The organism is Pseudomonas sp. NFACC14, from assembly GCF_900106885.1.
GTDB lineage: Bacteria > Pseudomonadota > Gammaproteobacteria > Pseudomonadales > Pseudomonadaceae > Aquipseudomonas > Aquipseudomonas fluorescens_AA.
On record NZ_FNOA01000021.1, the window covers coordinates 27,614 to 54,488 of the forward strand.

Annotated in this window: 4 protein-coding genes (1 of these 4 only partly in view); 3 read left to right on the forward strand and 1 reads right to left on the reverse strand. The window is 65.2% G+C overall.

The features are described 5' to 3' along the window. The 3 genes from BLU85_RS24135 to BLU85_RS24145 form a co-directional block, all read left to right on the forward strand. A protein-coding gene (locus tag BLU85_RS24135; RefSeq protein WP_092290050.1) for a non-ribosomal peptide synthetase crosses the window boundary here: on the forward strand, positions 1 to 10,376 show its 3' portion. The gene continues 703 nt to the left of window position 1, outside the view; only the last 10,376 of its 11,079 coding nucleotides appear in the window; the start codon falls outside the window, past its left edge; it ends in the stop codon at positions 10,374 to 10,376. Beyond that, the gene (locus BLU85_RS24140; RefSeq protein WP_256572884.1) at positions 10,376 to 22,885 is read left to right on the forward strand and encodes a non-ribosomal peptide synthase/polyketide synthase; all 12,510 of its coding nucleotides are present in this window, start codon (positions 10,376 to 10,378) and stop codon (positions 22,883 to 22,885) included. The genes BLU85_RS24135 and BLU85_RS24140 overlap by 1 nt, the downstream gene beginning before the upstream one ends. A gap of 103 nt (positions 22,886 to 22,988) precedes the next feature. Next, entirely contained in the window at positions 22,989 to 23,951 is a 963-nt protein-coding gene (locus BLU85_RS24145; RefSeq protein ID WP_092204199.1) for an alpha/beta hydrolase, read from the forward strand. A 426-nt stretch (positions 23,952 to 24,377) separates the two neighbouring features. Here the strand turns inward: BLU85_RS24145 and BLU85_RS24150 are convergent, their stop codons facing one another. Then, a complete protein-coding gene (locus BLU85_RS24150) occupies positions 24,378 to 26,828 on the reverse strand; it encodes a TonB-dependent siderophore receptor (RefSeq protein WP_092204198.1) in 2,451 nt (816 codons plus the stop codon). Between the last annotated feature and the right edge of the window lie 47 nt (positions 26,829 to 26,875).

Consider the following 26,875-nt stretch of genomic DNA (forward strand, 5'->3'; position numbering starts at 1 on the left):
CCTACTGGACCGAACGGCTGGGCGATGGCGGCGAAGTCCTGCCGTTGCCGACGGACCGCCCGCGCCCGGCGGTGCAGAGCCATCGCGGCGCACGCCTGGACCTGCGCTTCGACGCCGGGCTGACCCAGGGCCTGAAGCACTTGGCTCAGCGCGAAAGCTCGACGCTGTTCATGGTCTTGCTGGCGTCGTTCCAGGCCTTGTTGCACCGCTACAGCGGCCAGTCGGACATCCGCGTCGGTGTACCGGTCGCCAACCGCAACCGCCCGGAAACCGAGGGCCTGATCGGCTTTTTCGTCAACACTCAGGTGCTCAATGCCCAGGTGCGGGGTGACCTGCCTTTCGAGCAATTGCTGGCCCAGGTCAAGCAGGCTTCGCTGGGGGCGCAAGCCCATCAAGACCTGCCGTTCGAGCAGTTGGTGCAGGCACTGGCGCCGCAGCGACAGGCGAGCCACAGCCCGCTGTTCCAGGTGATGTTCAACCACCAGAGCAGCGGCGCGGCTCAAGCCCTGCAACTGCCGGGGTTGCAGGTCGAGAGCCTGGATTGGCGTTCCCACACCGCCCAGTTCGACTTGACCCTCGACACCCACGAGACCGACGGTGAGCTGGTCGCATCCCTGAGCTACGCCACCGACCTGTTCGACGCCAGCACCGTGCAACACATGGCCGAACACTGGCTGAACCTGCTGCACGGCATCGTCGCCGACCCCCGGCAACGCATCGGTGAACTGCCGCTGCTGACGGCCGCCGAGCAACGGCAACACATCGGCCAATGGAACCCGGCGCCGAACAGCTTCCCGGGCGAGGCGTGCCTGCATCAGCGCATCGCCGAACAAGCGCGCTGGCGCCCCGATGCCATCGCCTTGCGTTGCAATGCCCAAACCCTGACCTACGGCGAGCTCAACGCTCAGGCCAACCGCCGCGCCCATCAGTTGATCGCCCACGGCGTCGGCCCGGATGTGCTGGTGGGATTGGCCGCCGAGCGTGGTTTCGACATGCTGGTGGGCCTGCTGGCAATCCTCAAGGCCGGCGGTGCCTATATGCCGCTGGACCCGACTTATCCCCAGGATCGTTTGGCCTACATGATGCAGGACAGCGGCATTCGCTTGCTGCTGACCCAAGCGGCCCTGGTCGATCAATTGCCAGTGCCGGACGGCGTGCAGACGCTGCTGTTGGACGCCGACGTCAGCGCCTTCGCCGACAGCGATCCTCACGTGGTGATGGATGCGGCGAACCTCGCCTACGTGATCTACACCTCCGGTTCCACCGGTAATCCGAAAGGCACCTTGCTGCCGCACCACAACGTGCTGCGCCTGTTCGAGGCCACCGAGCCGTGGTTCCAGTTTGGTCCGCAGGACGTCTGGAGCCTGTTCCATTCCTACGCGTTCGACTTCTCGGTGTGGGAAATCTTCGGCGCCTTGCTCCACGGTGGCGAACTGTTGATCGTGCCCTACGACGTCAGCCGTTCACCGCAGCAGTTCCACGAACTGCTCTGTGAGGCCGGGGTGACGGTGCTGAACCAGACGCCGTCGGCCTTCAAGCAGTTGATGCACGAAGCCTGCGCCGATAACCGGGCCAACGCTTTGCGCTACGTGGTGTTCGGCGGCGAGGCGCTGGACATCAAATCCCTGCGCCCGTGGTTCGACAAGTACGGCGACGCGGCCCCGCAACTGATCAACATGTACGGCATCACCGAAACCACCGTGCACGTGACCTACCGTCCGCTGTCGCTGGCGGACCTGGAACAGGACGCCAGCAGCCCGATTGGCGAGCCGATTGCCGACCTGTCGTGGTACCTGCTGGACGGCGACCTCAACCCCGTGCCGAAGGGCTGCATCGGTGAACTGTACGTCGGTCGCGCCGGCCTGGCCCGGGGTTACCTGAAGCGTGGCGACCTCACCGCGTTGCGCTTCATCCCCGATCCGTTCGGCGACAGCGGTGCGCGCTTGTATCGCACCGGCGACTTGGCGCAGTACCGCAGCGATGGCGTGATCGAGTACGTCGGTCGTATCGACCATCAAGTGAAAATCCGCGGGTTCCGCATCGAACTGGGCGAGATCGAAGCGCGCCTGAACGCCCTGGCGGCGGTGCGCGAAGCGCTGGTACTGGCCCAGGAAGGGCCGAGCGGCCAGCAACTGGTGGGCTATGTGATCCCGGCAGATCCCCGCGAGGAGCAAGCCGGTTTGCGTGACCGGATCAAGGCCCAGCTCAAGGCCGATCTGCCGGACTACATGGTGCCGACGCACCTGCTGTTCCTCGAGCAATGGCCGCTGACCGCCAACGGCAAGCTCGACCGCAAGGCCTTGCCCACCGCCGACGCCAGCCAGGTCCAGCAGGATTACGTGGCACCGCAAAGTGAACTGGAACAACAGATCGCGGCGATCTGGCAGGACGTGCTCAAGGTGGAGCGGGTCGGCTTGCGCGATAACTTCTTCGAACTGGGCGGCCATTCGCTGCTGGCGACACAGATGGTCTCGCGCATTCGCCAGGCCCTCGGCCTGAACCTGCAACTGCGCCAGTTGTTCGAGAACGCCAGCCTTGAGGCCTGTGTGGCCGCGCTGGTGGACAGCGACGTGGCGCGGCCGGCGAGCATCCCGCGTCTTTCCCGGGACCCGGCGCAATTGCCACTGTCTTACGCCCAGCAACGCCAGTGGTTCCTCTGGCAGATGGAGCCCCACAGTGTGGCGTACCACATTCCGGCGGCGCTGCGAATTCAGGGCGCCCTGGACCTGCAGGCCTTGCAACGGAGTTTCGCCGCCCTGGTGCAGCGCCACGAGAGCCTGCGCACTACCTTCGTCCAGGTCGATGAGCAAGCGTTCCAAGTCATTCACGAGCAGATGAGCCCGGTGGTGATTGCGCAGGTTCTCGACGGCGGCAATGAACAGATCCAGGCCTTCGTCCGCCAGCAGATCGCCCAGCCATTCGACCTGCAAAACGGCCCGCTGCTGCGGGTCGGCCTGCTGCGGGTGGCGGCCGACGAGCATGTGCTGGTGCTGACCCAACACCACATCGTTTCCGATGGCTGGTCGATGCAATTGCTGGTGCAGGAACTGATCCAGGGTTATGCCGCGTACAGCCAGGGTGAGGCCCCGGCATTGGCCGAGCTGCCGATCCAGTATGCCGATTACGCGGTGTGGCAGCGTCAGTGGATGGACGCCGGCGAGTGGGAACGGCAACTGGCGTACTGGACCGATGTGCTGGGGGGCGAGCAGCCGTTGCTGGCGCTGCCCACCGACCGGCCGCGCCCGCCCCGGCAGAGCTTTGCCGGCGCACGCCTGGCTATCGACCTGCCCCAGGCCTTGGGTCAACAGCTGCGACAACTGGCCCAGCGCGAAGGCAGCACGTTGTTCATGGTCTTGCTGGCGTCGTTCCAGGCCTTGCTGCATCGCTACAGCGGCCAGTCGGACATTCGTGTCGGCGTGCCCATCGCCAACCGCAACCGGGTGGAGACCGAAGGGCTGATCGGCTTTTTCGTCAACACCCAGGTGCTCAAGGCCGAGGTCGATCCGCAGCAGCGTTTCAGTGCGTTGCTGGCGCAGGTCAAACAGGCGGCCATCGGTGCCGAGGCCCATCAGGACCTGCCGTTCGAGCAACTGGTCGAGGCACTGCGGCCTGAGCGCAACCTGAGCCACAGCCCGTTGTTCCAGGTGCTGTACAACCACCAGAGTGTTGCTCGCCAGGCACTGCCGGCGTTGCCCGGGCTGGTCATCAAGGCCCAGGACTGGGAAAGCCAGACCGCCCAGTTCGACCTGACCCTCGACACCCTGGAAGCCGAGGGTGAACTCGGTGCGGCGTTGACCTATGCCACTGACTTGTTCGACGCCAGCACCGTGCAACGCCTGGCTGAGCACTGGCTGAACCTGCTGCACGCCATCGTTGCCGACCCCCGGCAACGCATCGGTGAACTGCCAATGCTCACGGCCGCCGAGCAACGGCAACACATCGGCCAATGGAACCCGGCGCCGCGCAGCTTCCCGGGCGAAGCCTGCCTGTATCAGCGCATCGCCGAACAGGCGCGCTTGCGCCCCGATGCCATCGCCTTGCGTTGCAACGCCCAAACCCTGACCTACGGCGTCCTCAACGCCCAGGCCAACCGCCGCGCCCATCAGTTGATCGCCCACGGCGTCGGCCCGGATATGCTGGTGGGGCTGGCCGCCGAGCGCGGTTTCGACATGCTGGTGGGCCTGCTGGCAATCCTCAAAGCCGGCGGTGCCTATGTGCCGCTGGACCCGACTTATCCCCAGGATCGCTTGGCCTACATGATGCAGGACAGCGGCATCCGTTTGCTGCTGACCCAAGCGGCCCTGGTCGATCAATTGCCAGTGCCGGACGGCGTGCAGACGCTGCTGTTGGACGCCGACGTCAGCGCCTTCGCCGACAGCGATCCACACGTGGCGATGGACGCGGCGAACCTCGCCTACGTGATCTACACCTCCGGTTCCACCGGTAATCCGAAAGGCACCTTGCTGCCGCACCACAACGTGCTGCGCCTGTTCGAGGCCACCGAGCCGTGGTTCCAGTTTGGTCCGCAGGACGTCTGGAGCCTGTTCCATTCCTACGCGTTCGACTTCTCGGTGTGGGAAATCTTCGGTGCCTTGCTCCACGGTGGCGAGCTGTTGATCGTGCCGTACGACGTCAGCCGTTCCCCGCAGCAGTTCCACGAACTGCTCTGTGAGGCCGGGGTGACGGTGCTGAACCAGACGCCGTCGGCCTTCAAGCAGTTGATGCACGAAGCCTGCGCCGATGACCGGGGCAATGCCCTGCGCTACGTGGTGTTCGGCGGCGAGGCGCTGGACATCAAAGCCCTGCGCCCATGGTTCGACAAGTACGGCGACGCGGCCCCGCAACTGATCAACATGTACGGCATCACCGAAACCACCGTGCACGTGACCTACCGTCCGCTGTCGCTGGCGGACCTGGAACAGGACGCCAGCAGCCCGATTGGCGAACCGATTGCCGACCTGTCGTGGTACCTGCTGGACGGCGACCTCAACCCCGTGCCGAAAGGCTGCATCGGTGAACTGTACGTCGGTCGAGCCGGCCTGGCCCGGGGTTACCTGAAGCGTGGCGACCTCACCGCGTTGCGCTTCATCCCCGACCCGTTCGGCGACAGCGGCGCACGCTTGTATCGCACCGGCGACCTGGCGCAGTACCGCAGCGATGGCGTGATCGAGTACGTCGGCCGCATCGACCATCAAGTGAAAATCCGTGGGTTCCGCATCGAACTGGGCGAGATCGAAGCACGCCTGAACGCCCTGGCGTCGGTGCGTGAAGCGCTGGTGTTGGCCCAGGAAGGGCCGAGCGGCCAGCAACTGGTGGCTTACGTCATCCCGGCCCACGCCACCGAAGACTCTGCCGGCCTGCGCGAGCAGATCAAGGCCCAGCTCAAGGCCGAGCTGCCGGACTACATGGTGCCGACGCACCTGCTGTTCCTCGAGCAATGGCCGTTGACCGCCAACGGCAAGCTCGACCGCAAGGCCTTGCCGACCGCCGACGCCAGCCAGGTCCAGCAGGACTACGTGGCACCGCGAAGTGAACTGGAGCAACAGATCGCAGCGATCTGGCAGGACGTGCTCAAGGTCGAACGGGTCGGTCTGAGCGACAACTTCTTCGAGTTGGGCGGCGACTCGATTGTCTCCATCCAGGTGGTCAGCCGCGCCCGTCAGGCGGGCATCCGTTTTACTCCCAAGGACTTGTTCCAGCACCAGACCGTACAGACGCTGGCGAGCGTCGCCCAGACCGGTGGGCAGGCACCGGGCATCGATCAGGCGCCGAGCCGAGGGTCGACGCCGCTGTTGCCGATCCAGCAGGCGTTTTTCGCCGAGGCGATTCCCGAGCGTCACCACTACAACCAGTCGGTGTTGCTGAAACCGGCCAGCCCGTTGCAAGCGTCCGTGGTGGAGCAGGCCTTGCAGGCATTGGTGCTGCACCACGACGCCTTGCGTTTGTCCTTCAATGAAACCGCCGAAGGTTGGCGCGCCGAGCACCGTGAGGTGGCGGCGCAACACCAGGCTTGGGCGGGCAAGGGGCTGCTGTGGCAGCGTGAGGTGGCCGATGCCAGCGCGCTGGAAACCGTCGCCAATCAGGCCCAGCGCAGCCTCGACCTGCACGCCGGACCGCTGTTGCGCGGCGTCCTGGCGACCTTGGCCGATGGCAGCCAGCGCCTGTTGCTGGTGGTCCATCACCTGGCGGTGGACGGCGTGTCGTGGCGGATTCTGTTCGACGACCTGCAAACCGCCTACCAGCAGTTGCTCGCCGGCCAAGCGCTGCAACTGCCGGCCAAGACCAGTTCGGTCAAGGTGTTTGCCGAGCAGTTGCTGGCCCATGCGCGCAGCGCGCAATTGCAGCAGCAATTGGCCTATTGGCAAGGGCAACTGCGCGACGCGCCGACCGACCTGCCGTGCCTCGACCCCGAGGCGATCGGGCAAAATCGCGAGGCCGTCACCGTTCACACGCGACTGGATGCGCCCTTGACCCGGCAGTTGCTGCAAGAGGCGCCAGCGGCCTATCGCACCCAGGTCAACGACCTGTTGCTCACGGCCCTGGCCCGGGTGATCTGCCGCTGGACCGGCCACGACAGCCTGTTGCTCCAGCTCGAAGGCCATGGCCGCGAAGAGCTGTTTGCCAATGTCGACCTGACGCGCACGGTGGGGTGGTTCACCAGCCTGTTCCCGGTCCGGTTGTCGCCAGCGGTGGAACTGGCGGACTCGATCAAGTCGATTAAGCAAGGGCTGCGGACGATTCCCGACAAAGGCGTGGGCTTCGGTGCCCTGCGTTACCTGGGCGACGACGCGAGTCGGGCGGCCCTGGAGGCGTTGCCGGTGCCGCGCATCACCTTCAATTACCTCGGTCAGTTCGACGGCAGTTTCGATCAGGCCCAAGGTGCCTTGTTCAGCCCGGCCAGCGAAAGCGCCGGCGACGAGCAAAGCCCGCTGACCACCCTGGGCAATTGGCTCACGCTCAACGGCCAGGTGTTCGATGGCGCGCTGCGGTTGGGCTGGACGTTCAGTGCGCAACAGTTCGACCCGGCGACCATCCAGGGCTTGGCCGATGACTACGCCCGTGAGCTGGCGCTGTTGATCGCCCATTGCTGCGACCCGACGAGCCAGGGCATGACGCCGGCGGATTTTCCCCTGGCCGGCCTGACCCAGGCACAACTCGATGGCCTGGCGCTGTCGGCGCGCGGGGTGGAAGACCTTTACCCGCTGGCGCCGATGCAGCAGGGCATGTTGTTCCACAGCCTGTACGAAGCGGGCAGCGGCCAGTACATCAACCAGATGTGCCTGGACATCGAAGGCCTCGACCCACGGCGTTTCGAGGCGGCCTGGCAAGCGGCGGTCGATGCCCATGACAGCCTGCGTAGCAGTTTTGTCTGGCAGGGCAGCGAGCGCCCGGTGCAAGTGGTGCACAAGCAGGTGCGCGTGCCGTTCACCTCGCTGGACTGGAGCACCCGCGCCGATGTCGGCCAGGCCCTGGCCGAACTGGCGGATGCCGAGCGCGAGCAGGGTTTCGACCTGGCCTGCGCACCGTTGCTGCGCCTGGTGCTGGTGCGTACCGCTGAGCAGCGATATCACCTGATCTACACCCATCACCACATCCTGATGGACGGCTGGAGCAACTCGCAGTTGCTCGGCGAAGTGCTGCAACGCTACGACGGCCAGGCCTTGCCACGCCCGGCCGGGCGGTATCGGGACTACATCGCCTGGCTGCAAGGCCGCGACGCCCAGGCCAGCGAAACCTTCTGGCTGGGGCAATTGCACAGCCTGGTGGCGCCGACCCGTCTGGCCGAGACCCGTATCGCGCCGTTGCAATCGGCATTGGAAAGCAGCCACGCCAACCACTATCACGACCTGACGCCCCAGCAGACCCAACGCCTGAGCGAGTTCGCCCGCCAGCAGAAAGTCACCCTCAACACCGTCGTCCAAGCGGCCTGGCTGTTGCTGCTGCAGCACTACACCGGGCACGCCACCGTGGCCTTTGGCGCCACCGTGTCGGGACGTCCTAGCGAGCTCAAGGGGGTCGAGCAGCAGATCGGCCTGTTCATCAACACCTTGCCGGTGATCGCCAGCCCGCGCCCGGAGCAGGCGCTGAGCGCACTGCTGCAACAGCTCCAGGGCCAGAACGTGGCCTTGCGCGAGCACGAGCACACGCCGCTGTTCGAGATCCAGCGCTGGGCCGGGCAGGGCGGTGACGGTTTGTTCGACACCTTGCTGGTGTTCGAAAACTACCCCGTGTCCCAGGCCCTGCAAGAGCAGGCGCCCTCGGGCTTGAGCTTCGGCAGCGTGGCCAGCCAGGAACAGACTAATTTCCCGTTGACCCTGGCCGTCAATCTAACTGACATCCTGAGCCTGCACTTCACCTATGCCCATGCTGCTTTCCCTACACACACCGTCGAGCGCCTGGCTGAGCAGGTGGCACACGTGCTCGCGCAGATGGTGAGCCTGCCGGTCGGCGGTTGCGTGGGCGACATCCAATTGCTGGATACGGTGGCCCGCGCCAGGCTGCTGCACGACTGGAACGCCACCTCGGTGGTGGAACCGCCTCGGCGCCTGGTCCATCAATGGATCGAGGCCCAGGCCCGAAGCACCCCCGACGCGGTCGCCCTGGTCAGCGAGCAGGAGACGCTCACCTACGCCCAGCTCAATGCCCGGGCCAATCGCCTGGCCCATGGCTTGATCGAGCGCGGCATCGGCCCCGACGTGCTGGTGGGGCTGGCGCTGTCGCGCAGCGTGCAGATGGTGGTCGGCTTGCTGGCGGTGCTCAAGGCCGGCGGCGCCTACGTGCCACTGGACCCGGCCTATCCCCGGGATCGCCTGGCGTACATGGTGGAGGACAGCGGCATCGCCTTGCTGCTCACCGAGACCGATGTGCTGCCGCTGTTCGGCGACGCTGCCGTGAACGCGCTGCTGTTGGATCAGCCTGGACAATGGCTGGCCGGCTACAGCGAGCGTGACCCTGGCGTGGCCATCGACGGCGATCACCTCGCTTATGTGATCTACACCTCTGGCTCCACCGGCAAGCCCAAGGGCGTGACCCTTCGCCATGCCGCCCTGAGCAACCACATGGCGTGGATGCAGGGTTGCCTGAAACTGACGGCCGCCGACCGCGTCTTGCAAAAAACCGCGATCAGTTTCGATGCCTCGGTCTGGGAGTTCTGGCTGCCGTTGATGAGCGGCGCGCAACTGGTGCTCGCCAGCCCGCACCTGAACCTCGACCTGACCACCCTCTGGGCCGACGTGGCGCGGTGGCGTATCAGCGTGCTGCAAATGGCGCCCTCGCTGTTGCAGGCCTTGCTGCCACTGGCGACCCGCGCGCAACTGGCCTCCCTGCGCCTGCTGCTGTGCGGTGGCGAAGCCCTCAGCGTGCACCTGTCGCGCCAGGTCATGGCGCTGTTCGATGGCGAACTGCGCAACCTGTATGGCCCGACCGAAGCGACCATCGACACCAGCAGCCATGCGGTGGTGCGCGGCAGCGAAGACGACGCCGAACGGATCATCGCCATTGGCCGTCCCATCGATAACGTGCGCACCTACGTGCTGGACGCGGCGCTACAGCCTTGCGCCGTGGGTGCCGTCGGCGAGTTGCACATCGCCGGTGATTCCCTGGCCCGTGGTTACCACCAACGACCGGCACTGAGCGCCGAGCGCTTCATTCCCGATCCGTTCGCGCCAGCCCCGGGCGGCCGCCTGTATCGCACCGGTGACCTGGCCCGTTATGGCGCCGACGGGGTGATCGAGTACCTCGGCCGGATCGACCACCAGGTGAAGATCCGTGGCCTGCGTATCGAGCTGGGGGAAATCGAAGCGCGCCTGCAGGCCGATGCCGATGTGCGCGATGCGGTGGTGCTGGCGCGGGACGACGTGAGCGGGCCGAACCTGGTGGCCTATCTGGTCGGCCAGGACAGCCCTCTCGACCAGGGCAGCCTGGGCGAACGGCTCAAGGCGCGACTGGCGGCCCAGGTGCCGGACTTCATGGTGCCGACCCATTGGGTCTTCCTCGACCGCTTGCCGCTGACCCCCAACGGCAAGCTCGATCGCAAGGCCTTGCCGGCACCGGACACCCGTGCCCTGCAACCGGCATACCTGGCACCGCAGAGCGACCTCGAATGCCGGGTCGCGGCCATCTGGCAAGACGTGCTCAAGGTCGAGCAGGTCGGGCTGGGCGACGACTTCTTCGAGCTGGGCGGGCATTCGCTGCTGGTGGTGAGCGTGGTCTCGCGCCTGCAACTGGAACTGGGCCTGACCTTGACCCCGCAACTGATTTTCCAATTCCCGGTACTCGGCGCGTTCGTGGCGCAACTCGAGCCTGCCGGCGAACCCATGAGTACGTCGAAATTGAGCAAGCTCGAAGCGCTGCTCGATGAATTTGAGGAGGTTTGATGGACACCGCTGTCGCACAACGTATTGCCAGGCGCTTCATAACGCTGCCGCTGGAAAAACGTCGCTTGTACTTGCAGAAGATGCTCGAAGAGAACGTTTCCCCGGCGAACCTGCCGATCCCGCCTGTCAGTGCCGAGTTCGACACACTGTCGTTGTCGTTTGCCCAGGAGCGCCAATGGTTCCTGTGGCAGTTGGACCCCGAGAGCGCGGCCTACCACATGCCCACGGCCCTGCGCTTGCGCGGGCCGCTGGACATCGCTGCGCTGGAACAGAGTTTCACTGCGTTGGTGGCCCGGCACGAGAGCCTGCGCACCACCTTCCAGACCCATGGCGAGCAGGTCGTGCAGCAGGTGCACGCGGCGGCGCCAGTGCATTTGCAGGCAGACACCCTGGAACGGTTGCCGGACGAGACGCAGCTGCGCCAGTTGATCGAAGGCGAAACCCGCCAGCTCTTCGACCTGCAACAGGGGCCACTGCTGCGCACGCGCCTGCTGCGGTTGGCGGCGGATGATCATGTGCTGATCGTGACCTTGCACCACATTGTGGCCGATGGCTGGTCGATGCAGGTGATGGTCGAGGAACTGGTCGACGGCTACGCCGCCTTCAGCCAGGGCCACGCGCCGCAATTGCCGGCGCTGCCGATCCAGTACACCGACTACGCCATCTGGCAGCGGCACTGGATGGAAGCGGGCGAGCGCGAGCGTCAGTTGGCATACTGGACCGCACGCCTGGGCGGCCAGCAACCGGTGCTGGAACTGCCGACCGATTTTCCGCGTCCGGCGGTGATGAGCTATCGCGGCGCACGGTTGGAGCTGGCCATCGACGCGGTACTGGCCGGCGACCTCAAGCACATGGCCCAGCGCGAAGGCGTCAGCCTGTTCATGCTCCTGCTGGCCTCGTTCCAGGCGCTGCTGCATCGCTACAGCGGCCAGAACGATATTCGCGTCGGCGTGCCGACGGCCAACCGCAACCGGGTCGAGACCGAGCGCCTGATCGGCTTTTTCGTCAACACCCAGGTGCTCGACAGCGATGTCCAGAGCCAGGATTCGTTTGGCGCCTTGCTGCAACAAGTCAAACAGACAGCCCTGGGCGCCCAGGCTCACCAGGAGTTGCCGTTCGAGCAACTGGTCGAGGCGTTGCAGCCTGAGCGCAACCTGAGCCACAGCCCGCTGTTCCAAGTGATGTTCAACCACCGGACCCAAGGCCCGGCGGGCGAGGGGCCGGTCGGCGCGTTGAAAGTCGAGGAACTGCGCTGGGATTCGCACACGGCGCAATTCGACCTGACCCTGGAAACCGTGGAGCACAGTGAAGGGCTTTCGGCAGGGCTGATCTATGCCACCGACCTGTTTGGCGCCGAGACAATCGCGCGCCTGGGCGGGCATTGGCAGAACCTGTTGCGGGCGATCGTGGCCGATCCGGCGCAGCGCATCGGTGAGTTGCCGTTGCTCGACGCGGCCGAGCGCCAGGCCCAGCTCGACAACGGCCAGCGCACCCCGACACCGGCGCCCGAGGCGGGTTTTGTTCATCAACTGTTCGAAAGACAAGCGGCGCGCACCCCGGACGCCCCGGCGCTGGTCATCGACGGCGAGCGCTGGAGCTACCGCCAACTCAATGCCCGGGCCAATCAGTTGGCGGGCAAGCTGCAAAGCCTCGGCGTGGGCCCGGATGTCCTGGTGGGCATTGCCGTGGAACGCAGCGCGCACATGCTGGTGGGCCTGCTGGCGATCCTCAAGGCCGGTGGCGCCTACCTGCCGCTGGACCCGGCGTTCCCCCAGGACCGCCTGGCCTACATGATCGAAGACAGCGGCATCGAGCTGCTGCTGACCCAAAGTTCATTGCTCGACCAGCTACCGCTGTCCTGTGGGAGCGAGCTTGCTCGCGATAGCGGTGGTTCAGTCAATATTGATGTTGGCGGTGAGGGCCTCATCGCGAGCAAGCTCGCTCCCACAGGGGGCGGTGGTGGTGTGAATACGTTGGTGTTGGACCAGGAGGGTGACTGGCTCGACGATTATGCCTGCGACGCGCCGGCGCCGCGCCTGGATGCGGAGCACCTGGCCTACGCGATCTACACCTCCGGCTCCACCGGCAAGCCCAAAGGTGTGATGGTGCGCCACGGCGCGCTGACCAACTTCGTCGCGAGCATGGCCCAGGCGCCGGGTATGACAGCCCAGGACCGGGCGTTGTCGCTGACCACGTTCTCGTTCGATATTTTCGGCCTGGAAATCTACGTGCCGCTGATGGTCGGCGCGTGCATCGTACTGACCGGCCCGCACGTCGCCCAGGACCCGTACGCGGTATTGGCGCTGATCGCGGCCGAGCAGGTCAACGTGGTGCAGGCCACGCCGTCGACCTGGCGCATGTTGCTGGACAACGAGCACGCCCAGGGTTTGGGCGGCTGCAAGTGCCTGTGCGGTGGCGAGGCGCTGCCCCAGGAACTGGCCGTGCGCATGCTCGCCCTTGGCGGTGAAGTGTGGAACCTCTACGGCCCGACGGAAACCACCATCTGGTCGGCCTTGCACCCGTTGCAAACCCAGGCCGCGCAACCCTGGCTGGGCGGGCCCATCGACAACACGGCGCTGTACATCGTTGGCGCCGACCTGATGCCGGTGCCCTATGGCGTGGCCGGTGAATTGCTGATCGGCGGCCAGGGGCTGGCCCGTGGTTATTTCCAGCGTCCGGCGCTGACCGCCGAACGTTTCGTGCCCCATCCGTTTGTCGCCGGCGAGCGCCTGTATCGCACCGGTGACCTGGCGCGCCAGCGGGCCGACGGCATCCTCGAATACCTCGGGCGCATCGACCATCAAGTGAAGATTCGCGGGTTCCGCATCGAGTTGGGCGAAATCGAAGCGCGCCTGCTGGAACAGGACAGCGTGCGCGAAGCGGCGGTGCTGGCCCAGGAGGCACCGGGCGGCCAGGCGCTGGTGGCGTACATCGTTCCAACCGCCGAACTGAATGACCTGGACGCCGCCGCCCAGAGCGCCCTGCGCGACAGCCTCACGGCCCGGCTCAAGGTCAACCTGCCCGACTACATGGTGCCGGCGCACATGGTGGTGTTGCCACGCTTCCCGCTGACGCCCAACGGCAAGCTGGATCGCAAGCAGTTGCCCAAGCCCGATGCCAGCCAGTGGCAGAAAACCTATGTTGCGCCGCAGACACCCGTGCAGCAGGCGGTGGCGACGATCTGGGCCGATATCCTCAAGGTGCCACGGGTGGGCCTGGACGACAGTTTCTTCGAACTGGGCGGCCATTCCTTGCTCGCCACCCAGGTGATGTCGCGGATTCGCCAGCAACTGAATATCCAAGTGCCGTTGCGCCTGTTGTTCGCCCATAACAGCCTGCGGGCGTTTGTCGAGGCCATGGGCACGGCATCGGCGCACGATGAACCGGGCATTCCACGCATTTCTCGCGACCAGCCGCTGGCGCTCTCGTTCGCCCAGCAACGGCAGTGGTTCCTCTGGCAACTGGACCCCACCAGCAGCGCCTATCACATTCCGGCGGCCCTGCGTTTGCGCGGCGCCCTTGACCGTGCGGCGCTGCAACAGAGCTTCGATGCACTGGTGGCGCGTCACGAGAGCCTGCGTACCCGCTTCGTGCTTGACCATGAGCGTCCTCTGCAAGTGATCGACGAACCAGCGCCGCTGGCCCTGGCGGTGGAATCGCTCGAAGTCGACGTCGATGAACGTACCTTGCGCGGCTTGATCGAAGCCGAAACCCGGCAACCGTTCGATTTGCAGCGCGGTCCGTTGCTGCGGGTCAAGTGGCTGCAACTGGGCGCTGAGGACCATGTGCTGATCCTGACCCAGCACCACATCGTGTCCGATGCCTGGTCGATGCAGATCATGGTCGACGACCTGCTGCAGTTGTACGCAGGTTTCAGCCAGGGCCAGCCGGTGACGCTGGCGCCACTGCCGATCCAGTACGCCGACTATGGCCACTGGCAGCGGCAGTGGCTGGCGGCGGGGGAGCAGCAGCGGCAACTCGACTACTGGATCGAGCAGTTGGGCGGCGAGCAACCGATTCTCCAACTGCCGACCGACCATCCGCGCCCGGCCCAGCAAAGCTATCGTGGCGCACGGTTGCCCATCGTCATCGAACCGGCCCTGGCCGAAGGCCTCAAGCGCCTGGCCCAGCAGCACAACAGCACGCTGTTCATGCTCTTGCTCGCCGGCTTCCAGACCTTGCTGCACCGCTACAGCGGCCAGGACGACATCCGCGTCGGTGTGCCGATCGCCAACCGCAACCGGGTGGAAACCGAGCGTCTGCTGGGCTTCTTCGTCAACACCCAGGTGCTCAAGGCCGACATCGACGGCAACCTGCGATTCGACCAGTTGCTCGATCAGGTCAAGCGACGGGCCCTCGGTGCCCAGGCCCATCAGGACCTGCCGTTCGAACAACTGGTGGAGCGGCTGGAACCGGCGCGCAACCTGAGCCATACGCCACTGTTCCAGGTGATGTTCAACCATGCCAGCGATGCCCGCCGGGACCTGTCGGCGTTGCCGGGCCTGAGCCTGGAGCAACTGACCTGGGACTCGGGCACCGCCCAGTTCGACCTGACCCTGGACACCTTCGAGTACGCCGATGGCCTCAGCGCCGCGCTGACTTACGCCAGCGACCTGTTCGAGCCGAGCACCATCGCCCGCCTGGGTGAGCACTGGCTGAACCTGTTGCGCGCCATCGTCGCCAACCCGACCCAGCGCATCGCCGAGCTGCCGATGCTGGACAGGGCGCAGCGGCGCCTGATCGTCGAGGACTGGAACCGCACCTACGCCGACTACCCGAACCATCTCCCGGTCCATCATTTGATCGAAGCCCAGGTCGAGCGTGATCCCCACGCCGAGGCGCTGGTGTTCGCAGGGCAATCGCTGAGCTATGCCCAGCTCAACGCTCGCGCCAACCGGTTGGCCCACGCCTTGATCGAGCGCGGCGTCGGCCCGGATGTGCTGGTGGGCATCTCGGTGCACCGCAGCGTGGAAATGGTGGTCGGGCTGCTGGCGATCCTCAAGGCCGGTGGCGCCTACGTGCCGCTGGACCCGGAATACCCGCCGGAACGCCTGGCTTACATGATCGAGGACAGCGGCATCGAGTTGCTGCTGACCCAAAGTTCATTGCTCAACCAGTTCTGTGGGAGCGAGCCTGCTCGCGATAGCGGTGGTTCAGTCAATGGCGATGTTGAGTGTGTTGACGCCATCGCGAGCAGGCTCGCTCCCACAGGAGGTGGCCTTAACCTATTGCTGCTGGATGGGGATGACGACTGGCTGCGTGACCATTCCACTGACAATCCGCCTGCCCGGGCCGTGGCGCAGAACCTGGCCTATGTGATCTACACCTCCGGCTCCACCGGCAAGCCCAAGGGCGCCGGCAACAGCCATGGCGCGCTGACCAACCGTTTGTGCTGGATGCAACAGGCCTATGGCCTGGAGGCCGGCGACAGTGTCTTGCAGAAGACGCCGTTCAGTTTCGACGTGTCGGTCTGGGAGTTCTTCTGGCCGTTGATGACTGGCGTGCGCCTGGTCGTCGCGGCACCGGGCGATCATCGCGATCCGCAGAAGCTGGTCAGCCTGATCGAACGGGAAGGCATCACCACCCTCCATTTCGTGCCGTCGATGCTGCAGGCGTTCGTGCTGGATGCCAACGTCAGCCGGTGCACCCGTCTGACCCGCATCGTCTGCAGCGGCGAAGCCCTGCCGGTGGATGCCCAGCAGCAGGTGTTCGCCAAGTTGCCCAATGCCCGGCTGTACAACCTGTACGGCCCGACCGAAGCGGCCATCGACGTGACCCATTGGACCTGCCGCGACGAAGGGCGCGATGCGGTGCCGATTGGCGAGCCGATTGCCAACCTGATGACCTACATCCTCGACGATGAACTCAACCCGGTGCCGAGCGGCGTCAACGGCGAGCTGTACCTCAGCGGCCAGGGCCTGGCCCGCGGTTATCACCGCCGTCCCGAACTGACCGCCGAGCGTTTCGTCGCCAGCCCGTTCGTGGCCGGCGAGCGGCTGTACCGCACCGGTGACCTGGCGCGCTATCGCCCGGACGGGGTGATCGATTACGTCGGTCGGATCGACCACCAGGTGAAGGTCCGCGGGTTCCGTATCGAATTGGGTGAGATCGAAGCGCGCCTGCTTGAACATGCGGCGGTGCGAGAAGCGGTGGTGGTGGCCCAGGACAGCCGCAGCGGCAAGGTGCTGAGCGGCTACGTGGTGGCCCAGGCCGGTGAGGCCAGCGACTGGCCGCTGTTGCGCGAAGCGCTGCTGGCCCATTTGCGCCTGAACCTGCCGGAGCACATGGTGCCGACGCACCTGACCCGCCTGGAACACATGCCGCTGAGCCCGAACGGCAAACTCGACCGCAAGGCGCTGCCGGCACCCGACCTGGCCGAGCGCCAGGAAGCGTTCACGGCACCGGTCAACGCCATCGAGCGGGCACTGGTGGAGATCTGGCAAGGGGTGCTTGGCGTCGAGCGGGTGGGTACCGCCGACAACTTCTTCGCCCTGGGCGGTGACTCGATCAACTCGATCCAGGTGGTCAGCCGGGCGCGTGCCCAAGGCATCGGCCTGACCCCCAAGGACCTGTTCCTGCACCAGAACATCCAGGCCCTGGCGCGGGTCGCCACGGCGACCGACGAAGGCGTGGTCGACCAAGGCCCGGTCACCGGTGACAGCCTGTTGGTGCCAATGCAGCATTGGTTCTTCGCCAGTGATATCCCGCACCGCGACCACTGGAACCAATCGGTCCTGCTGACCCCGCGCGAACCCTTGGACATCGCCCACCTGCAACAGGCCCTCCAGCACGTGGTGGCCCATCACGATGCCCTGCGCTTGCGGTTCACCGAGGCCAACGATGGCCGCTGGCACGCCAGCCATCAGGCCGTGGATAAGCCGCCGCTGGAGATCTGGCAGCGCACCGCGCAGGACGCCGCCGAGATCATCGCCATCGCCGACCAGGCCCAACGCAGCCTCGACCTGCGACACGGCCCGTTGCTGCGCTGCAGCCTGATCGCGGTGCAGGACGGCAGTTCGCGCCTGCACCTGGCGATTCATCACCTGGTCATGGACGGCGTGTCGTGGCGGGTACTGCTGGAAGACCTGCAAAACGTCTACCGCCAACTGCGGGCGAACCAGGCGCCGGCCTTGCCGGGCAAGTCCACGGCGTTCAAGGCCTGGGCCGCTCAGTTGCAGGACTACGCCCACAGCGAAGCCCTGAACAAGGAACTGGATTACTGGGTCGGGCAACTGGACCAGCCCCTGCCGCCGCTGCCACGGGCCCGTCCCGAGGGCAGCCAGGCCGCGGCCCATGGCCGTTCGGTGAGCACACGCCTGGATGCCACCCAGACCCAACGTTTGCTCAAGCAGGCGCCGATGGCCTATCGCACCCAGGTCAACGATTTGCTGCTCAGCGCACTGGCGCAAGTGGTCTGCCAATGGACCGGGCAACCGGCCTGCCTGGTGCAACTCGAAGGCCATGGTCGCGAAGAGCTGTTCGAGGGCATCGACCTGAGCCGCACCGTCGGTTGGTTCACCAGCCTGTTCCCGGTGTTGCTGACGCCGGCCAGCGACCCCGCCGAGTCGATCAAGCGGATCAAGGAACAACTGCGGGCGGTGCCGAACAAGGGCCTGGGCTACGGCGTCCTGCGTTACCTGGGGGCCGAAGCGGTCCAGCAGCGACTGGCAAAACTGCCGCCAGCGCGCATCACCTTCAATTACCTGGGGCAGTTTGACCAGAGTTTCGATGAGCAGGCGCTGTTCGTGCCGAGTGAAGAGGGCAGTGGCGCCGGGCATGGCGATGACGTGGCCCTGGGCAACTGGCTGACCATCGACGGCCGGATTTTCAACGGCCAGTTGTCCCTCGACTGGACCTTCAGTGGCGATGTTTTCGACGCGGCCACGCTCCAGTCGTTGGCCGATGCCTACGCCGTGGCGTTGCAACAACTGATCGATCACTGCTGCACTGACGGGCATTTGGGCCTGACACCTTCGGACTTCCCGCTGGCGCGCCTGAGCCAGGCGCAACTCAATGGCCTGCCGGTGCCCGTGGCGCAGGTGGAGGACATCTATCCGCTGTCGCCGATGCAGGACGGCATGCTGTTCCACACCCTGGCCGACGACAGCTCCGGCTTGTACATCAACCAGATCAGCCTGCCGGTGCACGGCCTGGACACCGAGCGTTTCGCCCAGGCCTGGACGTCGGTGATCGAGCGCGAAGACATCCTGCGCACCAGTTTCCACTGGCAGGATGGCTTGAACGCGCCGGTGCAAATCGTCCATCGCCACGTCGAGTTGCCGTTGCAGATTGAAGACTGGCGTGGACAGGACATCAGCGAGCAGGCGATCAGCGCCCGGGCGACCGCCGACTACCTGGCCGGTTTCGACCTGGGCCGCGCGCCTTTGCAACGGGTGTTGTTGCTGCGCCTGGAAGACGATCGCTACCAGATGATCTGGACCTGCCATCACATCCTCATGGACGGCTGGAGCAGTTCGCGGTTGTTCGGTGAGGTGTTGCAGTTCTACGCCCATGGGCAGGTGCCCAGCCGCAATGCTCGCTACCGCGAGTTCATCGAGTGGCTGCAACGCCAGGACCAGGGCGCGCTGGAGCGCTTCTGGCGCAGCCGCCTCGACACCTTGGAACAGGCGACTTCCCTCAACCAGGCGATGTTCCCGCGGCATGTCGAGGCACTGCCGGGGCACGAGGCGCTGTATTCGCGTTGGGACGTGGCGCAGACCGCTCGTCTGCAACAGGCCTGCCGCGCCTTGCAGATCACACCCAATACCTTGATCCAAGGGGCGTGGCTGCTGTTGCTGCAACGCTTCACCGGACAGAACACCGTGGTCTTCGGCGCCACCGTCGCCGGGCGTCCGGCGGGGCTGGTCAACGCCGACAACATCCTCGGCCTGTTCATCAACACCTTGCCGGTGATCCAGACCCTGGACCCCGAGCAGCCGCTGGATCAATGGCTGCAACAATTGCAGGCCTACAACCTGGACCTGCGTGAGCATGCCCATGCGCCACTGGCGGACATCCAACGCTGGTCGGGCCTGGGCGGGCAGGGTTTGTTCGACAGCATCATCGTGTTCGAGAACTACCCCATCGACGAACGCCTGGGTGACCAGCGGGACACCGGCCTGAGCTTCGGCGAGTCACGCAATCATGACGTGACCAACTTCCCGATGGACCTGGCGGTCAACCTGGGGGAAACGCTGTCCATCGAGTACCTGTTCCTGCGCAACGCCTTCAGCGTCGACGCGGTGGAGCGAATCCGCCGGACCCTGGAAGACACCCTGGAAGCGATGATCGATGCACCCCACGCGTGCCTGGGCAACCTGCAGCGTTTGTCGCTGGAACAGTGGCAAGCCTTCGCACAATGGAGCGCGGCACCGAACGGTTGCTATCAGGCGCAGTTGTTGCCGGAGCTGATTGGCCGGCATGCGCAGTCGCGTCCGCAGGCCACGGCGCTGGTGTGTGGCGACGACTCGCTGGACTATGGCGAACTGGAGCGTCGGGCCAACCGCCTGGCCCATCGCTTGATCGAACTTGGCGCCGGCCCGGAAGTGGTGGTCGGCGTGGCCCTGGAGCGGTCGGTGGACATGGTCGTGGCGCTGCTGGCGGTGATGAAAAGCGGTTCGGCGTATGTGCCGCTGGACATCGATTATCCACCCGAGCGCCTGGCGTTCATGATCGAAGATTCGGCCATGGCGCTGTTGCTGACCCACAGCCGGGTGCAGGCACGCCTGCCGGATCTCGACGGTCTGGCGCGCCTGGCCATCGACGGTTTCGACAGCCGCGGCTACAGCGATTTGCCGCCCCACAGCGGTTTGCTCGGCGGCAATCTGGCCTACCTGATCTACACCTCGGGCTCCACCGGTCGCCCCAAAGGCGTCGCCGTGGCGCACGGGCCGATGAGCATGCATTGCCAGGCCATCGCCGGGCTGTATGACATGGACGAACACACCCGCGAACTGCATTTCATGTCGTTCGCCTTCGACGGCGCCCATGAACGCTGGCTGAGCACGCTGTTCAGCGGCGGCACCCTGGTGATTCGCGACGGCGCGCTGTGGACGCCGGAGCAGACCTTCGACGCCTTGCACCGCCACGGCATTACCATCGCCTGCTTCCCGCCGGCCTACCTCAAGCAACTGGCCGAATACGCCGCCAACAGCCAGTTGGCACCGCCGCCGGTGCGGGTCTACTGCTTCGGCGGCGATGCGGTGCCGGACCAGACCTTCGAGCAGGTGAAAGCTGCGCTGCGGCCAGAATATTTCACCAACGGTTATGGCCCGACCGAAACCGTGGTCACGCCGATGCTGTGGAAGGTGCCGGCCAGCCAACGTTGCGAAGCCGCCTACGCGCCGATCGGGCGTGCGGTGGGGGAGCGCGCCTTGTATGTACTGGACGACAACCTCAACCCGTTGCCGCCGGGCATTGCCGGCGAGTTGTACATCGGTGGCGCGGGCATCGCCCGTGGTTATCACCGTCGCCCGGACCTGAGTGCCGAGCGCTTCGTGCCGGATCCGTTCGGCCAGCCGGGCGATCGCCTGTACCGCAGCGGCGACCTGGTACGCCAGCGCGTCGACGGGGTGCTCGATTACGTCGGCCGTATCGACCACCAGATCAAGGTGCGGGGTTTCCGCATCGAACTGGGAGAAGTGGAGGCCAGCCTGCGGCAACTGGCCGACGTCAGCGATGCGGTGGTGATCGCCCGCGACAGTGTTTCGGGCAAGCAACTGATCGGCTACGTGGTCACCCCCGATGGCGTGGCCATCGGCGATCGGCTCAAGGCCGAGCTGCGGGCGCAATTGCCGGATTACATGGTGCCGGCCCAGGTCATCTGCCTGGAGGCGTTGCCGGTCACCCCCAACGGCAAGCTCGATCGCCAGGCCTTGCCGGAGCCGGAATTCAAGGGCGCCGAGTATGTACCGGGGCGTAACCGCGATGAGCAATTGCTGGCCGAAATCTGGGCCGAGGTGTTGCAAGTCGAGCGGGTGGGCATCACCGACAATTTCTTCGAGCTGGGTGGGGACTCGATCCTCAGCCTGCAAGTGGTCTCGCGGGTGCGCAACCATGGGGAGCTGAAGATGGAGCTCAAGCTGCGGGACCTGATGCGCGGCCAGACCATCGAGGCGATTTTCGACCAGCGTTCGAACACGTTTGCCGTGACGGTCGAGGACGTGACCCAGGTGGCCGCCGAAGGGCAGTTCAACCTGATTCCGATCCAGCAATGGTGGTTCGACCAGCGCATGAGCGAACCCCATCATTACAACCAGGCGTTGATGCTGCGGGCCCGCCAGGGGTTGAACCTGACGGCGCTGGAATTGGCCTTGCGCGGCATGATGCAGCAGCACGATGCCTTGCGCCTGCGCTTCAGTGAAGTCGGCGGGCGTCACCTGCAGCATTACCAGGCGCTGGAGGAGATGCAGGCCCAGTGGGCCAACGAACCTTTGCTTTGGCAGCACAGCGTGGCCGATGAAGCCGAGCTGGAGTTGTACGCCGAACGGGTGCAACGCAGCCTTGATGTGCACAACGGGCCGGTGTGGCGCACGGCGCATGTGACCCTGGGCAGCGGTGAAATTCGCGTGCTGATGGTGATTCATCACTTGGTCATCGACACGGTGTCGTGGCGTTTGCTGCTGCAGGATTTGCAGACGGCTTATGCGGCCTACTGCGACGGCCAGACGCCGAACCTGCCGATTCGCACCAGCAGCTACCGGGCCTGGGCCGAGGGCCTGCAAGCCTATGCGCGGGACTATCCGGCGCAGGAAAAAGCCTGGTGGCTGGAGCAGATCGACCAGCCGGGCAGCGAGTTGCCGTGTGACAACCTGCGGGGCAAGAACCAGGTGCAGTACCAGTCGGTGGCGCATTTGAGCCTGTCGGAGCAGCACACCCAGCAGTTGCTCAAACAGGTGCCGGCGGCCTACCAGACGCAGATCAACGACGTATTGCTGGCGGCGCTGAGCCGGGTCTTGTGCCGCTGGAGCCAGCAGCCGTCGGTGCTGATCCAACTGGAGGGGCATGGGCGCGAGGACCTGGTCAAGGACATCGACCTGAGCCGCAGCCTGGGCTGGTTCACCAGCATGTTCCCGGTGCGCCTGACCCCGAGCCATGACGCCGACATCGGCACATCGGTGCGGGCGGTGCAACGGCAGTTGGCCGCCGTGCCGAACAAGGGATTGGGCTATGGCGTGTTGCGCTACATGAGCGGCGAGCCGATGGCCGCCACCCTGGGCCGCGCGCCCCAGGCACGGGTGACGTTCAACTACCTGGGGCAGTTCGACCAGAGCTTCGACGACAAGGCGTTGCTGGTGCCGGCGGCGGAAAGCTACGGCAGTTGCTACAGCCCCCATGCCGCGCTGGGCAACTGGCTGGAAGTGGTGGGGCAGGTGTACGACGGGCGACTGGCGCTGCGCTGCATCTTCAGCACCCGCCGCTACCGTGCCGAGACCGTCGAGGGCTTGATGCGCGCCTACCAGGAGGAACTGGAGGCGTTGATCGAGCACTGCGTGGCGCAAGCGGCTTGAGTCTTGCACCTGTGGTGAGGGAGCAAGTTCCCTTGCCACAGGGTTTGCATGAGTCTGAGTGGCTCATCTTTTACCCATGGTTTTTACATAAGGAACTCCTGCGATGTCCTTGCATCCGGAACTCAATGCCTTCCTCGACCTGGCCGAAGAAAGCCAGGCCGACGGCCCCGGGCCGTTTCACCTGTCGACGCCGGCCCAGGCCCGTGAGGCGTTCGAGCGCACCACCGGGCAATTGCGCTGGGATGCTCCGGCGGATGTGCAGTGCGCCGCTCACCCATTCACCGCCCGTGACGGCGCGACGCTGGCGCTGCGTCTGTATCGTCCCGCCACGGCTTCGGCCCAGGCGCTGCCGGTGCTGGTGTACTTTCACGGCGGCGGCTATGTGGTCGGCAGCCTGGCATCCCACGACGGCGTCTGTCGCGAATTCTGCGCCCGGACACCGTGCGCGGTGTTGTCGGTGGGCTATCGCCTGGCCCCGGAGCACACCTTCCCGACCCCGCTGAACGACGGCGCCGACGCCCTCGACTGGCTGGCCCGGCAGGCCCGCGCCGAAGGCCTGGACATCAGCCGCGTGGCGTTCGGCGGCGACAGCGTCGGCGCGACACTGGCGACGGTGCTGGCGCTGCAAGCGGCCCTGGAACCCGCTGCCCTGGCGATCCAGCCGTGCTTTCAATTGCTCTGTTACCCGGTGACCGATGCGTCCACCAGCAGCCCGTCCACCGAGCTGTTCGGCGAAGGTTATTTGCTGGAGAGCGAAACCCTCGAGTGGTTCTACCGGCACTACGCCAATGAGCCCACCGATCGCCTGGATTGGCGTTTCTCGCCGTTGCTGGCGCCCGGCTGCCCAGGCCTGGCCCCGGCCCTGATCGCCCTGGCCGGCCATGACCCGCTGCTCGACGAAGGCCGCGCTTACGCCCGGTGTTTGCAGGAGCAGGGGGTGAGCGTGGAACTGATCGAATACACCGGCCTGATCCACGACTACCTGCGCTTGCAGAGCGTGGTGCCGGAGATCGATGAGGTGTACGCGCAATTGAGCCAAGCCTTGCGGACTGCGTTGACCGCCTGAATCACCACCATCCCTTGTGGGAGCGAGCTTGCTCGCGATAGCGGAGTGTCAGCCAAGATTATTTTGCTGATCCACCGCTATCGCGAGCAAGCTCGCTCCCACAGTTGTTTTGGGGTGGTCTCAGGATTTGCACATGCCACCGCTCCCACAGTTGTTTTGGGGTGGTTTCAGGATTTGCATCTGCCACACATCCTCTGTGGGGGAGGGTTTCAGGATTGGCAGGCACAAAAAACCGGGCCAGGCCTAATGCCGGTCAGTTAATCCCCCAACCCGTGGGAGCAAAGCTTGCTCGCGATTGGGGTGTGCCAGTCGACAACGTCATTGACTGGTCCGCCGCCATCGCGAGCAAGCTTTGCTCCCACAGGTTTTGAGTCGTTTGATCCTTAACTGACTGGCATTAGGGCCGGGCCCGGTTTTGGGTGTTGTTTAGAAGTCGTAGGTCACGTCCAGCGAGGCCACGCGTTCCTGGCCGTAGTAGCAGCCGAACGAATAGTTGCAGTGGGACACGTACTCGCGGTCGAAGACGTTCTGCACGTTCAGGCTGGTGGTGACGCCACGCAGGCTCGAGGTGGCCTTGCCCATGTCATAGCTGATAGTGGTGTCGAACACGGTGAAGGCCGGTACGTCGAACGAGTTGGCCGCGTCGCCTGGCTTGCGGCCGGTGTGACGGGCGCCTGCGCCGAAGGTCAGGCCATTGAGGACGGCCTGGGTGAAGTGGTAGTCGACCCACAGCGTGGCGGAGAACGGTGCCTGTTGCTCGCTGCGGTTGCCCTCGTTGCCGTAGTTGTCCTTGGTGTAGAACGAGTCGAGGTAGGTGGCGGCAGCCATGACGTCGACGTTGTCGACGGTGGATTTGACTTCCAGTTCAACCCCCCGTGAACGCACCTGGCCCGACTGGATCGAGTTCTGCGGATCGGCGGGGTCGGCGGTGACCAGGTTCTTCTGTTTGATCTGGAACACCGAGGCGGTAATCATCGTCTTGTCGAATGGCTGGTACTTCACGCCCACTTCGTATTGTTCGCCTTCGGTCGGCTTGAAGGCGTCGCCGCTGGCGTCCGTGCCCGTGGTCGGCAGGAAGGATTCCGAGTAGCTGATGTACGGCGCCAGGCCGAAATCGGTGACATAGGTCAGGCCTACCCGGCCGGTGAACTTGTTGTCGCGCAGTGAGGAAACGGTGCCCGCCAGCAGGTCCTTGTTGTCCACTTCTGCCCAGTCCTGGCGGCCACCCACGGTCAGGATCCACTTGTCCAGCTTGATCTGGTCCTGCAGGTAGACGCCGGTCTGGCGAACGGTGTTGTCCCACTTGGTGTCCAGCGTTGGGGTTACGCTGCCGGTGTCGTAGTTGTTGTTATTGCCGTACAGGTCGATCGGCGCGACGTTGTAGGCGTTGTAGCCATCGTACTTACGGTTGAAATGCCGATAGTCCACGCCCGCCAGGGTGGTGTGTTCCAGGGCCCCGGTATTGAATTTGTACTCCACGTTGTTATCGACGGTGTAGGCGGTGTTGTGCTGTTGCCAGTCGAGTTTTACCCGGTTGGCCTGGGTCTGGTCCGTGACGCCACCGGTGGTGACGAAGCTGCGCAGGTAGAAGCCCCGGTACTGGTCGCGCACATCGGTATAACGCGCAGTGGAGCGGAATTTCAGGTCATCGGTGATGTTGTGGCTGAAGTCGTAGCCCAGGATGAACTGGTCACGCTTGTAGTCGTTCCACCGCGTGTCGCCGGAGAAGAAGTCCCGGTCGATCCGCTGGCCGTTGGGGCCGCGCTCCAGGGAACCGATCCGCGGCAGCGCCTGGTAGTCCTCCAGGCCATCGTCGCGCTGGATCTGCGCCAGCACGGTCAGCGAGGTGTCGTCGTTGGGCGCCCAGGTCAGGCTCGGTGCCAGCAGCATGCGTTCGCTGTGGGTGTGATCGACCTGTTGGTTGCCTTTTTTCGCCACGCCGATGACGCGGTAGCTGAATTCCTTCTGGTCGTCGATCGGACCGCTGGTGTCGAACGCGCCGTTGACCCGGCTGTAGCTGCCCGCGCCCAGTTTGATCTGGCTGCGCTGTTCCGTGGTCGGGCGCTTGGAGACCATGTTGATCAGGCCGCCGGGCTGGTTCTGCCCGTACAGCACCGACGAGGGGCCCTTGAGCACTTCGATACGCTCCAAGGTGTACGGGTCGATTTGCGGCGCGCCGCCGAGGCTGCCGGCATAGGGCAGGTAGGCCCCGTCGAGGTACAGCGACGTCGGCGAGAAACCCCGGCTGGTGATCTCGTCGGCGATGGCGTTGCGGTCGGTGAAGCCACCGGTGTTCAGGCCCGGCGTGTAGCGCAAGGCCTGGGTCAGGTTGCGCGCGCCCTGGGTGGCGACTTGCTCGGCGGTGACGACGTTGATGGTCTGCGGAACTTCCAGGATCGGCGTGTCGGTCTTGGTGCCGGTGGCGCTGCGGGTGGCGACGTAGCCGTCCACCGGGCCGTAGGCGGTTTCCGCGGATTTACCGGTGATGGTCGTGGCGCCCAGTTCCAGCGAATTCCCCGTTGTCCTGGCGCGCACGCTGACCGTGTTGCCCTGGATGGTGAACATGACGCCGGTCCCCACCAGCATCTGCGACAACGCCTGCGCCGGCGACAACCGACCGCTGACCGGTTGGCTGCGCAGGCCCTGGACATCATCGGCACTGTAGAGCACTTGCATGTTCGATTGGTTGCTCAACGCCTGCAAGGCACTCGCCAGCGACTGCGCCGGAATGTTGAGATCGACTTCCTGTGCCTGGACCTGTGCGCTGAACGGCATGGCCAAGGCCAGGCTGAATGCGCTGGCGCTGAAGCCTGGTTGCAGCAGGCGGCGCATGATCAGTGCCTTGGTAAAACGTGGAATCCCCGGAGTTGCTGGCATGTGTTTCACTCTTGCAGGTTTTAGTTTTAATAGGGGTGTAGTTGTCA